This window comes from Alloscardovia criceti DSM 17774 (assembly GCF_000376885.1).
Classification (GTDB): Bacteria; Actinomycetota; Actinomycetes; order Actinomycetales; family Bifidobacteriaceae; genus Alloscardovia; species Alloscardovia criceti.
The window spans coordinates 418,980-432,892 of the sequence record NZ_AQXR01000010.1 but is presented as its reverse complement, the minus strand read 5'-3'; the positions used below and the strand labels follow the sequence as shown (position 1 = coordinate 432,892).

The 13,913-nt window shown below is 51.8% G+C and carries 10 protein-coding genes; 8 read left to right on the top strand and 2 right to left on the bottom strand.

Going from position 1 to position 13,913, the window contains the following annotated elements:
* Positions 1 to 28: 28 nt before the first annotated feature.
* The 7 genes from nudC to D570_RS0105170 all read left to right on the top strand — a co-directional run bounded on the left by nudC (position 29) and on the right by D570_RS0105170 (position 9,603).
* Positions 29 to 2,005 carry an NAD(+) diphosphatase gene (gene nudC, locus D570_RS09315; protein WP_018143342.1) on the top strand — a complete coding sequence of 659 codons (1,977 nt, stop codon included), beginning with the start codon at positions 29 to 31 and terminating at the stop codon, positions 2,003 to 2,005.
* Between the two features lie 10 nt (positions 2,006 to 2,015).
* Positions 2,016 to 2,417 carry a glycine cleavage system protein GcvH gene (gene gcvH / locus D570_RS0105195; RefSeq protein WP_018143341.1) on the top strand — a complete coding sequence of 134 codons (402 nt, stop codon included), beginning with the start codon at positions 2,016 to 2,018 and terminating at the stop codon, positions 2,415 to 2,417.
* Positions 2,407 to 3,645, top strand: a complete 1,239-nt coding sequence (locus D570_RS0105190) for an App1 family protein (protein ID WP_018143340.1) — start codon at positions 2,407 to 2,409, stop codon at positions 3,643 to 3,645. The genes gcvH and D570_RS0105190 overlap by 11 nt, the downstream gene beginning before the upstream one ends.
* Positions 3,638 to 6,079 carry a S9 family peptidase gene (locus D570_RS0105185; protein ID WP_018143339.1) on the top strand — a complete coding sequence of 814 codons (2,442 nt, stop codon included), beginning with the start codon at positions 3,638 to 3,640 and terminating at the stop codon, positions 6,077 to 6,079. The genes D570_RS0105190 and D570_RS0105185 overlap by 8 nt, the downstream gene beginning before the upstream one ends.
* Before the next feature lie 47 nt (positions 6,080 to 6,126).
* A complete protein-coding gene (locus tag D570_RS0105180) occupies positions 6,127 to 7,173 on the top strand; it encodes a 3-isopropylmalate dehydrogenase (protein ID WP_018143338.1) in 1,047 nt (348 codons plus the stop codon).
* On the top strand, positions 7,151 to 8,371 hold the full coding sequence (locus D570_RS0105175) for a lipoate--protein ligase family protein (protein WP_018143337.1): 1,221 nt from the start codon (positions 7,151 to 7,153) through the stop codon (positions 8,369 to 8,371). The genes D570_RS0105180 and D570_RS0105175 overlap by 23 nt, the downstream gene beginning before the upstream one ends.
* An 86-nt stretch (positions 8,372 to 8,457) precedes the next feature.
* On the top strand, positions 8,458 to 9,603 hold the full coding sequence (locus D570_RS0105170; RefSeq protein ID WP_018143336.1) for a quinone-dependent dihydroorotate dehydrogenase: 1,146 nt from the start codon (positions 8,458 to 8,460) through the stop codon (positions 9,601 to 9,603).
* A 112-nt stretch (positions 9,604 to 9,715) separates the two neighbouring features.
* Here D570_RS0105170 and D570_RS0105165 read toward each other — a convergent pair whose 3' ends face one another.
* The gene (locus D570_RS0105165) at positions 9,716 to 11,908 is read right to left on the bottom strand and encodes a transglycosylase domain-containing protein (RefSeq protein ID WP_018143335.1); all 2,193 of its coding nucleotides are present in this window, start codon (positions 11,906 to 11,908) and stop codon (positions 9,716 to 9,718) included.
* A gap of 219 nt (positions 11,909 to 12,127) precedes the next feature.
* The gene (locus D570_RS0105160) at positions 12,128 to 12,859 is read right to left on the bottom strand and encodes a Crp/Fnr family transcriptional regulator (protein WP_018143334.1); all 732 of its coding nucleotides are present in this window, start codon (positions 12,857 to 12,859) and stop codon (positions 12,128 to 12,130) included.
* A 150-nt stretch (positions 12,860 to 13,009) separates the two neighbouring features.
* On the opposite strand from D570_RS0105160, the gene D570_RS0105155 reads away from it, so the two are divergent.
* Positions 13,010 to 13,786: a DeoR/GlpR family DNA-binding transcription regulator gene (locus tag D570_RS0105155; protein WP_026181906.1), complete on the top strand. Its 777-nt coding sequence runs from the start codon at positions 13,010 to 13,012 to the stop codon at positions 13,784 to 13,786.
* The last annotated feature ends 127 nt before the right edge of the window (positions 13,787 to 13,913 follow it).

Genomic DNA, 13,913 nt, shown 5'->3' with positions numbered 1-13,913 from the left:
AGTAAAGCTCACATGGTAGCGTACAAATATGGCGATTAAGTATTTTGATATCCCAGTTTATACATATCACCGAGCTTTGGGAGCAGAAACAAGCGCGGATATTCCGCTTGTACTTATCCATGCCTTCCCGGTCGACCATCACGTGTGGGACCGCACGGCAGAGCAGATGATTAAACGACTCGGCCCCAGCAGAGATGTCACAATTCTTGCCGTAGATATGCCCGGTGCAGGCACAAATCCAGCACCCAGCACAGAACTCATCGGTGAGATTGCAGCCGACGGCGCATATACCGAAGCTATGGATCGCATGGCTTCCTCCATCGTGCACGCCATCAACGCGCTCGGCTACGAAAAAGCCATCTACGTGGGCATCTCCATGGGCGGATATGCCACCTTATCGATTGTGCGTCAATTCCCACAGGCCGTAGCCGGCATGGCCCTCTGCGATACCAAGCCTGATGCAGATACGCCAGACCAGCGCGCTCGCCGGTTGGACGCTGCACGCCAAGCAGAGGAGGAAGCTACCTTAGCGCCGGTAGTGCATTTTGCTCAGCCTCAAGATGGCGATTCGGAATTTAAAAAATCTGAAGAATTTATCCGCACCTTTATGGGCTGGATTTCTGAGCAAACCCCCGCGGGCATTGCGTTTAGGCAGCGTATGGCGGCGGGGCGTCGCGATGAAAAGGACATTTTAGAGGACATTACCGTGCCGGTGAGCATCGTCAGTGGCTCTTTGGATCCCTCCTCAAATCCGGATGTGATGAAACCTATTGCAGAGGCCATGACCCATGCACCGGTACACTTTACAACCATCGATGATGCGGGACATTTCACGAGCTTTGAGAAGCCTGCAGAAGTAGCGCGCACTTTGCTTATCCTCGCCGATGACGTCATGCGCCGTGAAACCGAAAACCGTATGCCTGTACGTCCTTATCACAGCCGCAGGGCCAAAAAGTTCGGTTTTGAAAGTTTACGTCAAGGCCAAACGCTCGCTGATATTCCGCTGACAGATGGGTCGATTGAATGGCGCATCGATGAACGAGAGAAAATCAATTCCACGGGTTGGCATAGCGTGCTCAGTCGAGACGATGTCCGCGTGATTCTGATTGATAACGACAAGATAGCCTTGGCCCAAAAATCTGTGCAATCCGGTGCGCGCACGGGGCATCTGCGTCGTCTAGCCATGCTTGAAGGAAGTTATGTGGCGGAGATCCTCAGCGTGTATCCTCAGGCCTTGTACTATCTCGGACAAATTGTGGATCCGGCTACGGGCATCCGACGCAATTACGTCGCTCTGAATATTGCAGGATTGGCAGAGGACTCTGGCACGAAGCTACGCCGCATCATCGATCATGCTCAGCAGCGCTTTGAATGGCAGGGCGTGCGGGAAGCGGCGGAAGAGCTCTCTAGCCAGGATACGCAACTGGCCGTGATGAGCACGGGCTTGGGCTTGTGGCATAGCCGGGCGCAGCATTGCGGACAGTGTGGCGCGCCAAACCACGTGATGAACGGCGGCTGGGCTGTGCAGTGCGACGAAGTGCCTGCGCATATGGGATTCCCTCGCATCGAGCCAGCTATGATTGTGCGCATCACAGACGATCACGACCGCATTTTGTTGCAGCATAATAAAGCCTGGCCTGAGGGGCGTTACTCCGTGTGCTCTGGATTTGTGGAAGTGGGCGAAACGGTCGAGCATAGCGTCCATCGCGAGGTGAAAGAAGAGCTGGGCATTGAGGTGCAAGATGTGCATTATCTCGGCTCACAGCCTTGGCCATTCCCGGGATCATTGATGCTAGCTTTCGGTGCGCAGGCGAAGAACCTGCTGGAGGGCGACGAGGAGGACATACATCGCCTTGTCCTCGATGATCGCGAGGTGGGCGACGCCCGCTGGTTTAGCCGAGACGAACTCATGGATGCGCTGGCGCGCGGTACGGTTCATTTAGCAGTGCCTTCATCGATTGCGCTCAAAATGATAGAGCAATGGTATGGAGCAAAATTAGGTTAGAATATCAAGTATGAATGAAAATACAGAACATGCTCCAAACCTGAGCATTCCGGAACACTTGAACTACTCCGAAGATCACGTATGGGTGGATACATCTGTATCGCCTGCCGTTCTGGGCATTACAGAGTATGCTGCAGAGCAATTAGGTGATTTGGTCTTCGTCGATGTGCCTGATACAGATACCGAGGTACGTGCGGGTGATGAGCCCGTAGAGCTCGAGTCTGCGAAGGCCATTTCTACCATGGTTATCCCTGTTTCTGGCACTATTAAGTACGTTAACCAGGCGGTGGTTGATGATCCAGAAGTCATCAATGGTGACCCTTATGGTGAGGGTTGGATTGTAAAGATCGAACTCGATGATGACGAACCTGAACTCTTAGATGCAGAAGGTTACGCCAAGATTGTCAAGTAGGACGAAGAATCCATCCGAATCCGGGCAAACGAGAAAGACGAAGAGAACCAAGCCAATCGTAGCTCAGCGCACCCGCACTACGATTGATCGTCCCTCGGTTCGTGAGCAGCCGGAACGCAAGCCTGCGCATGTGCAGCTCATGCGCAGGCTGATTACGAAGGCATTCGGTGCTTGGTATAGTCTCTCCACACATTGCGCCACGCGAGCCGGCTGGGCCCCGCGTGTAGAGCCTTATGTGGGCTATGGTACGGAAAAGTTTTCGCGCATTATTTGCCGCACTGTTTTTGGGGCTCCCGGTCATGGGCTGAGACGACGCATTGGTCGCGGCATTCAAAATATTTTTATGATTCCCGCTCCAAAAGTGCCCGTGCGCATCAGCATTGACGGCATTCCTGTGCTGACGGCTCAGGTGGGCGATCTCAATCAATTCGATACCTTGGACTCCATCGCTCAATCGGATATCAGCAAAATCAATACGGATGCCCAAGGCTACATGGATTTGCTTGCCAAGCGGGATATGACGCCGGGCGTGCACACCATTACCTACTCGGTTAAGCACCGTGCGCCCGTATCTTCGCCGCTGTATATCAGCCCAGACGGCTCACCCGTAGGTATTATTTCGGATGTAGATGACACGATTATGGTGTCACAGGTACCACAAATCGCGCAGGCCACGCTGACCTTCCTTTTCAAAGATCCAAAGCGACGCACCTCCGTGCCCGGCATGGCTGTTTTTTACAATAAAATTGCCCAATTATTTCCGGGTGCGCCCTTCTTCTACCTCTCCACCTCTCCATGGAATGTGGAGGGAAGCATTCGTGAGCTGATTCGTTCCCATGGTTTCCCACAAGGTCCGATTTTGCTGCGCGATATCGACCCGCGTCCGAAGACATTTGTGCCCTCCGGCGTGCAGCACAAGCTCGAATTTGTACAGCAGCTCATGTCTGATTTTCCGCACATGCGTTTCATCGTGCTGGGTGATGATGGGCAGCAAGACCCTACCACCTATGCGCGCTTAACGCGACTGTACCCGGGCAGAATTCTCGCCATAGGAATTCGCCAACTCACCAGCGACGAAAGACATTTACAACAGATACTCACGCCTACAAGCACGCCTGATGTGGATGTACCTGTTTTTTATGGACAATCAGGCGTCAATTTGATGACCACAATGCTGCCAACTTTGGAAGCATTGGCTGAAAAAGAATACGGACCACACGATGAATAATTATTTCTCAACTCACGGCGTCAGCCGCGATGAGATTCCAACCGCACAAAAAATCCCCACAGTACGCGAGCATTTCGGTAAAACATTTACGGATAATTACGAATGGTTGAGAAATAAAGATTCCCAAGATGTCCGCGATTTTGTGGCGCGCCATAACCATTTCACAGACACCCTTACCCAGGGTTTCAGCGCACTAACCGCCACACTGTTTGATGAGCTGAAAAACCGCGTCCAAGAAACGGATATGAGCGTGCCTACGCGCATAGGCAAGTATTGGTATTTTGCGCGCACACAAGAAGGCAAGCAGTACGGCATGCAAAGTCGCGTGCCGATTCGCGATGATAACGACTGGACAGCGCCAGAGATTAAGGCTGATGAGCGTTTAGACGGCGAAGAAGTCGTTTTCGACGCCAACAAAGAGGCTGAAGGCTATGATTTCTTCCGTTCAGGCGGATCTGATCTCGATAAATCCGGTCAGATTTTGCTGTACAGCATCGATACCACCGGCGATGAGCGTTACGATATTCACCTGCGGGATTTGAGCACGGGTAAGGATTTGCCGGACGTCATCACAGGCGTAAGCTCTGGAGCTTTTATTACACCAGATGGTGCATGGGTATTCTATATCCGCACCGACGAGGCATGGAGACCCTGCGAACTGTGGCTACACAAGGTGGGCACGGATGCAAGCACGGATAAACTTGTCTGGCAGGAAGAGGATGAGCGCTTCTGGATGGGCAGCGGCCTGTCCTTCGATGAATCCATGATTATCATCGATACGAGCTCCAAAACCACCTCGGAGACCTGGCATCTTCCGGTGTCTGATATCGAAGGCTTGCTTTTGCCGGACGACGACCCCTGCGCTCGACGATTTGAGGTGTTTATCCCGCGTACTGAGGGCGTGGAATACGATGTGCTTTTTGCGAAATTCGAAGGCGCAGACAGTGATGGTAGTGATATTCCTGTGGCCGTGGTGGTGCACAATGTCAATCATCCTAACTTCGAAATCGACATTGTGGATATGCGTCATCACACAGGCGAGTACACGCTGGGTGAGGGTGTGTGTATTGCCGTGGGGTCGGATTATGGGTGTGAAAATGCATCTGAGGAAGACCGTGCGCGCTCTGTGAGTGAAGCCTATTTTAATCCGGTAAATCCAGCCATTTTGCAGGGGGCTTCCGGTTTGCAGGTCGGTGGACTGGGCGTCTACAAGGACTTTATTACCCTGAGATATCAGGCGGAGGGCTTAGGGCACTGCGCCCTTATCACCAAACAGCAGGCCTTTGAAGACTGGCAGGCGGGTCGTCCGTGGAGCTTTACCGTGCTGGGTGAGGATCTTGACAACGTCATCCCAGCTGTGGGATTTGGCGCCAATCCGTCCTATGATGCGCCTGTGCTGCGCTATGGGTACGGTTCATACACTCAGCCTAGCCAATTGCGTGAGCTCAATGTGCACACTGGCGAGGATATATTGCTGAAGCGTGCCAATGTGCTTAACTATGATGAGACTTTGTATGCGGAACGCCGCATGTGGGTGAAGGTGCGCGATGGCGTGCGTGTGCCCGTTTCGCTCGTGTGGAAGCGTGGCTTGGTGCCGAGTTTGGATAACCGCGATGCAAGCGACGTGGAGCTAGAAGCTCCTGTGCTGTCTACACTGTATAAGGTTCAAGAGACAGCTGTATCGCCGCAAGCCTCGCCTATGTTTATTACCGGCTACGGGTCCTACGAAATTGGCTTGGGTCCGAGCTTTTCTGTGGCGCGCCCGAGTATGCTGGACCGCGGCGTTGTCTATGCGGTGGCTCATATCCGCGGTGGTGGTGAAATGGGTCGTGCATGGTATGAGCAGGGCCGCCGTCTGCATAAGAAAAACACCTTCAATGACTTCGTCGATGTGACGGCTGCGTTAGAAGCGGCAGGCATTGCTGATGCGCAGCGTACCGTAGCAAATGGTGGTTCTGCGGGTGGTTTACTTATGGGTGCGGTGCTCAATCAAGCGCCGTTCCTGTATGTAGGCATCGAAGCAGATGTGCCTTTCGTAGACGCGTTGACTACTATTTTGGACGAGTCTTTACCGCTGACGGTCACAGAATGGGATGAATGGGGAGATCCGCTCCACAATGAGCAGGTTTACGATTATATGAAGTCCTATACGCCGTACGAAAATGTGATGACCGCTCAAGAGCGCGTCGAAGCCTTTGGTACCGCGTATTTCCCTGTTGTGTTCGCTACAACCTCAATGAACGATACACGCGTACTCTACGTGGAGCCTATGAAGTGGATTGCACGTTTGAATGAGCCAGAAGTGGGCGCAGAAGCCTTCGTCAAGATCGAGGTGGAAGCGGGCCATGGGGGCGTAACGGGCAGATACAAGCAGTGGGAAGAAGTATCCTTAGAAAATGCGTGGACTTTAGACCTCATGAAACTGTCCAATTAATGAAACGTGGTGGTCACTAAATGGTCATGTCCTCGTAGACTGGGGACATGGCAGATACGCAGAAATTTAACATTGCAGTTATTCCTGGCGATGGCATAGGAAAAGAAATTACCCCTCAAGCTCAAGCTGTTATGGAGGCTGCAACTCAGGGTGTTGCTCAGTTCACTTATACGCCGTTTGATCTCGGCGCGGATAGGTATTTGCGCGATGGCGTTATCCTCACGGATGAGATTCTGGAGGAGATCAAGAAAAATGATGCCATTTTGCTCGGTGCTATTGGCGATCCCCGCGTGAAGGCAGGCGTGCTCGAGCGAGGATTGCTCCTGAAAATGCGTTTTGCGCTGGATCACTACATCAATTTGCGTCCATCCAAGCTCTTCAAGGGCGTACAGTCGCCGCTGGCTCATCCGGGAAATATTGATTTTGTGGTGGTGCGCGAAGGTACCGAAGGGCTGTATGCCGGTGCCGGTGGTTCCACACATGCGGGTACGGCAGACCAAGTGGCTACGGAAGTGTCCATAAATTCTGCACGAGGCGTGGAACGTACCGTGCGCTATGCGTTCGAACTCGCCATGAAGCGCCGCAAGCACGTCACTTTGGTGCATAAGAAGAACGTACTCGTTAATGCTGGCGATATGTGGCAACGCATCGTCGACGAAGTGGGAGCACAATACCCAGAAGTCAGCCACGATTATCTGCATATCGATGCCACTACCATTTTTATTGTTACCGATCCGGGACGCTTTGACGTCATCTTGACCGACAATTTGTTTGGCGATATTATTACCGACGAAGCAGGTGCAGTGGTTGGTGGCGTTGGATATTCCGCATCTGGAAATATCAATGCTTCAGGCGCATATCCGTCTATGTTTGAACCAATTCACGGCTCCGCTCCAGACATTGCTGGTCAGGGCATAGCAAATCCAACGGCGGCCATTTTGTCAGCAGCTATGCTTCTTCGCCACCTAGGCTTAGAGGATGCTGCCAGACGCATTGAAGATGCCGTTGAAGAGGATATTGCACGTAATGGTTCTACCCAGCGCTCCACAGACGAGGTAGGGCAGGATATCATTGCAAGAATTCGACAAGCATAATCAAGAACTTTCAGACAATACCCTGCGTGGAGAGTACAAGGTGCCGGGTGGCAAACTCGTGGCCGTGCAGCTCTCCACGCATTCCGGGCACATCACACGACTGAGCCTGGATGGGGATTTTTTTATCGACGGTGTGGATGACCCAACGCAGGTCGTGAACTATCTAGAAAATCAATTACTGGCTGTCAGCGCCACGGCTGCAATGAAGCAGACACAGCAAGCCTTTCATCACGCTCAATTCGTAGGACTGACCGCTCAGGCTATCGATACGGCCATTGAACGCGCCTTGCACAGTCGCTCTGGAGAGCCGTCGTATACGACTGAGATCACGTCTGCGCCTGCAGCAACTACCGTAACCCCCGTAAGTAGAGCTACAGAAGAAAAAATAACGCAACTCAGCCCCGCCTGGAGCGCGTATGATATCGCCGTATTAAGTGACGATACGCCCCAAAGTCCGGCCATGCATATGGCCTTGGATGAGGTGCTTGCCCAGCAAGTGGCGGATGGGAAACGGGGACCCACCCTGAGATTTTGGCAGTGGGCGCACAGCGCGGTGGTCATCGGTCTCCACCAAAGTGTGAGCAATGAGGTCGATGTGCAACGTGCGCGCGAGCTGGATATCGACGTGGTACGGCGCATGACCGGTGGTGGCGCTATGTTCATCGAACCGGGCAATACCATTACCTACTCGCTGTATATTCCTCGAGATTTTCTCGAAGGACTTCAAGGCTATGAGGCGTATAAGCGCTGCGATGAATGGGTGCTGCTGGCGCTCAACAACCTCGGCATCGACGCACATTACAAGGCTATTAATGACATCACGTCACCGGCAGGAAAAATTGGTGGGGCAGCTCAGCGACAGTTCCGTCCCAGCGCAGGTAGTCGCGGCCCGGGTTGTGTGCTGCACCATGTGACTATGGCGTACGATATTGATGCGTCAAAAATGCTGGAGGTTCTGCGTATTTCTCGCGAAAAATCAGCGGATAAAGCCGTAAAATCCGCAGCTAAACGCGTGGATCCACTCAAAAGTCAGACCATGCTGAGCAGAGATGAGATGGTGCAGGCTTTGCGTGGTGAAGCGTTGGATATTCTGCCGCATTCACATGCCGATACGGTGGATGCGGCCACCCAGTCTCAAGCTCAAACACTGGCTAAATCCAAGTACAGCACGACTGAGTGGACCTACGCCATTCGTTAGTCTTCCTCAGCAGGCCCACACATCATCCAAATTATTGGTTGATTGGGCTGGTAAAGTAGAAGAAGTCTGACTTTGAGGAGGCAGTTATGGGATATGTAAAGAACAATGGCGTGCGCGATACTATCAATAAAGCAAGCACGGGCTTATTTCAGCTGGTGTATAAGGAAGCTGTCAAGCCTTTTGTTTTTGATCAGTCGCCGGACGATGCCCATACGCAAATGCTTCAATTCGCACGTGTAACGCGCAATATTCCGCCACTGATGTGGGCATTGCGCGGCATGATGGATTACACGGATCCGATTCTCGAAACAGAGGTTATGGGCATAAAATTCCATAATCCTTTCGGACTTTCTGCAGGCTTGGATAAGGACTGCGATTTGCCGGTTTTGCTCGACAATATTGGCTTTGGTTTTGAAACCATCGGTTCGATTACTTCACGCCCCTGCAAGGGCAATCCGCGTCCGTGGTTCCATCGCCTGCCGGAATATGCGTCCATGATGGTGCATGTAGGCTTAGCTAACGACGGCATTGCTCAAGTCATGCCACGCATTGAAAAGGCTTATCTCAACTCCAAAACAATGCGTATTTCCACCTCTATCGCACGCACGAATGACCACCTCACGGGCGATATTAGCGAGGGTGTGGAAGATTATGCAAAATCCGTAAGGCGTGCGGCAAATCGCACACATATGTTGGAAATCAATATTTCCTGCCCAAATACCATGGTGGGCGAGCAGTTTACGAAGCCAGAGAATCTCGATCAGCTCTTCACCGAGCTTGATACGATTGACCATTCTCAGCCTTTGCTGGTCAAGATGCCGAGCGATAAGTCGTGGGAAGAATTCAAGGAATTGCTGGATGTCTTGGCAGACCACAAGGTGGATGGTGTTTCCATTGCCAATCTGCGTAAGGATCGCAATGGTTTGGATGTGCCGCCGGATTGGGAGGGTGGTCTTTCCGGTCTGCCGACGATTGGCCTCAATAATGCCCTGATTGAGCGAACCTTCCGGGAGTATCACGACCGCTTTACGATTGCGGGTATTGGTGGTGTATTCACGCCTGAGCAGGCATATGAGAAGATTCGCAAGGGCTCGAGTCTGGTGATGTTTATCACGTCACTCATGTATCGCGGGCCTCAAAACATTACCGTGCTTAAGCGCGGTCTTGCACAGCTGCTACGTCGTGATGGCTTTAGCTCGGTAGAGCAGGCCGTGGGCATTGATGTGCAGTAATGTCTATGAACGCTGAAAGAACTGTCGCATAAACAGATAAAAACAGATAAAGTGGTGGCGGAAATCCTGACTAGAGGATTTCCGCCACCACTTGTATAGGCAACGTAGCCGTCTAATTGTTGTTATTGCTACTGTTGTTGCTGTTATTTGAATTATTCGTCGTCGTGCTGCTACTGGACGAGGAGCGACCTGAGCCATTCATTAAGGTGTTATCCGCCACGCCGTAGCTGGTATCGTCTGGGATATTTGCCTCCGTGGTGTACGTCGTCAGGAATTGCTTCACCATAGGCGCAGCCACGTACTCACCATACCAATTTCGACGTGTGACGCCGTTAATGGTGCGGCCCGTCAACGCCAGCTGGGACTCCATATTTCCAGCTACGCCGAATACGGAAACACCGTTGGTAAAGGCGGCGGTGGAGAGGAAGTAATCCTCAGCCGTACCAGTTTTCGCGTAAGTCTTGCGGTTCGACAGGTTTGCAGACGTTGCCAAACCGACCGTTGCTGACTGGTTCAGCACGTAAGACACGGTTTGTGCCACATTCTCAGGAATAGCTTGAGCACAGTTCGCAGATGGAACTTCGTACTCGGTGCCATCCTTTTCCACCTTGGAGATAGCAATAGGGTCGCACTTCACACCCTTGGCAGCAATGGTGGCGTACACATTTGCCATGGTCAGCGGTGCTACGTTCAAAGAACCGATAACCATTGGTGCAAACAGCGTGTCGTGGATATCGCTCTGGTTGGTAATGGCGTTGTGATAACCCAGAGCCGTTGCCGTATCTGCAATGGCGCACAGACCAATCTTTTGGGCCATAGACGCCTGCGTGGTGTTATGAGAGCGCAAAATACCTTGATATGGCGTTTCTGGGCTGACCGTACCACCCGTTGCATTTTGCACCTGCCATGTGCCCGTCGTAGTCATATTGCACGGGAAGCTAGAATTGGCGTACGAGGTGTATGTAGCCAAGCTTTCGTTGGCATAATGTCCGTTTTGGAGCCATGCCACCAAGTTAATGGGCTTAAAAGTAGAACCTGGTAGCACACCCTGCGCACCACCATCCTCTTGATCTACCGCATAATTTACAGCCGTATGCGTGCCAGAAGCGTCGGCTGACGCATCGTAGGTACGATTTTGAGCTAGTGCAAGCACCTCGCCGGTGCCAGGCTTGATAGCAGCGATAATGGACTCGATGCCCGAGGCATCGTCCTCCGGTACAGCGGCGCGCACCGCATCCGAAGCTGCATTCTGCGCGGTAACATCCATGGTGGTGACAATGTTGAGACCACCCTGATACAAGAGCTTGCGCCTGTCATCACGGGTTTCGCCGAATTGCGAGGAAGATAGAATCTTATTGACCACATAATCGCAGAAATATGCAGCATTTCCAGCGGTTTGGCAACCAACCGGCACATCCTGCACATCCAACATGTCTGAAACATTGACAGCTTTGGCTTGAGCAACCTCTTCTTCGCTGGCGTAGCCTTGTCCCTGCATCAAATCGAGCACGATATCGCGCTGCTGCTGAGCCGCATCCGGATGGAGCGTTGGATCATATGCCTGAGGATTCTTGGTAATGGCAGCAATCATGGCCGCCTGACCAAGATTTAAATCCTTTGCGCTGATATTAAAGTAACGACGAGCCGCCGTTTCTACACCATACACGCCGGAACCGAACTGAGCGATATTGAGATAGCCTTGCAAAATTTCGGCCTTGGAATATGATTTTTCCAATTGCACGGCCAAGAGCATTTCGCGCAACTTACGAGCAATGGTATCTTCCTGAGCGTGATATGCAGCAATTGGATCGTCGGCATTGTTTGCCTGATCGATCAAAATATTTTTCACATATTGCTGGGTCAGCGTAGAGCCACCCTGGGTGTCGCCTTTGGAAATATACGTCTGAACAAATGCGCGCAACACGCCCGTAGCATCCACGCCGGAATGCTCAAAGAATCGGCGGTCCTCACGCGCGACCACCGCCTGCTGCATGATCTGAGAAATATCCTTCAGAGGCACAATAATGCGGTTTTGCGTGTAGAAGGTAGCGATGAGGGTAGTGCCATCAGAAGCGTACATGCGGGACTGCTGTGGAAGATCTTCCAGATCAAAATTCACATCATCCAGTCCAGCACTCATCTGTGGCTCAATCGCGTTTGTAATCACGCTTGCGCCCACAACTGCTGGCATCACCACGCCAGAGGCTACAACGCCGCCCATAACGCAGAATAAAAGATACGACAAAAGCAGTGTGAACACACGCTTTGCTGTCAGTGGTTTTTTCTTCCCGGTTTCTTCAGACATGAGCCCTATTTTAGCGTGATATATGCCCTTGAAAAGAGGTGCTTAAGAGGACGGCACAATATCGCTACGAAAACCACTCATAATAGTTCACTTCGCTGTGCGTTTACTGGAAATAAGCGGGAAGTTCGCACATTTCACAGTGATAAGGCCCTGAAAATCTAGGTCGACGTGGGCGCGCATGTGCACGCGGGCACACACGTCGACCAGCATCTGATGTCGTTAGTGGCGTGCGCGAAGAATTAAATTACCTGGCTGGTAAATAATAATGGTGCGACCCTCGCGAGCAATCCAGCCGCGATTTGTAAAGTCCATCAAAGCCTTATTGACGGTTTCGCGCGAGGTGCCCACCAGCTGCGCCAGTTCCTCCTGCGTTAAATCATGAGGGACGACCAAACCTTGCACCGTCGGTTCACCGAAACGCTTGGCCAAATCGATCAACGTCTTAGACAAACGTGCAGGTACATCCATAAAGACCAAATCGCTGATGCGTTCATTATTGCGACGCATGCGATTTGCCAACACTTGCAGCATATTCACAGCGACACGCGGATGCTCTCCCAGCCAAGAGAAAAGCACTTCAGAGGTCAATGACAGCGTAGAAGTACCATTGACCATGCTGATAGCCGATGCGGTGCGCGGCCCGCCATGAGGATCAAAAACCGGAATTTCGCCGGCAATCTCCCCAGCGCCGGCAATGCTGAGAAGCTGTACGCGATAATCGTACGATTCGCGTGTAAGCTTGATGCGACCTCGCTCAATAATGTACATATTGGTATCTTCATCGCCTTCGTGGAAGATATAGTCGCCTTTGTTATAGGTGTGATGCTCCAGATATGGCAAGAGTTGGTGAGCATCATCTAATGACACGTGTTCAAAAAGCGCAGTATGTAGAAGCGTACGCTCTTCAACGCTGAGAGTGTCATCGCTTAGCATCTTTGGGTCAGCGATCATGCGTTTTCATCCCTCTGTTCAACGCGGTTTACAACAAACTTCTTCCATAATAGTCAAACTGGATGAAATCGTGTCAATGTTTTTAGTTTCTTTTAAAGAAATGGTTAATTCTGTTTGGTTTTACGCTCGAAATTGTGCGATAATGTTCACATGATTTCTTCACAGAGGCAACAATTAATTCTTGGTCGTTTGCGCACGCGTGGTGCTGTACGCATTGCGGGACTCGCGGATGAGTTTGGCGTGTCAGCTATGACGATTCGTCGTGACATCGCAGAACTGGCGGATAAGGGCTTGGTTAAGCGCGTGCACGGTGGAGCTGTGTCGAGCTCGACCCTGCTGGCAGAGCCGTTGTTCGCCGTGAAGTCTCAAATGGATGTAGGTCTAAAGGATTCCATTGCGATGAAGGCGGTGGAGCTGGTGCAGCCGGGCGATGTGATTGCTATCGGCGGTGGTTCGACCACCTATGTGTTTGCGCAGCACCTGCTGGAAAGCGAAAATTCTACAGGCATTACCATTTTGACGAATTCTTTGCCGGTGGCGGAACTTGTCCAAACCGCAGAAAATAAGGATGTGGAAGTCATTGTAACGGGTGGTGTGACGACGCGCTCCAACTCCTTGGTGGGACCCCTTGCAGATCGCGTGATTTCTTCACTCCGTGTGAATCTGCTTTTCTTGGGTACGCATTCGGTGTCGGTGCCGCGCGGTTTCTTGACGCCTAATTCTTTGGAGTCCTCTACGGCGGCTGCGTTGATGTCCATCGCCAACCACACGATTGTGCTCACGGATCACACGAAGTGGCAGCTAACCTCGCTGTCGCTGTTTGCAGGCTTCGATGATGTGGATACGATTATTACGGATTCTGGTATCAGTCCGGAAGATGTGGCGGCCACGCGTGAGGTGGCGCGAAATCTTATCATTGCCGATTAGCTCTAGGAAATGTGCGTGCATGAAATTCTCGCTCTGCGTGTTGTGAGAGTTTGTGGCATCGTGAGAAAGATTATTGAAGAAAAACTCATGTTTTGACAAGTTTATAACATAAACTCACATAAATCGC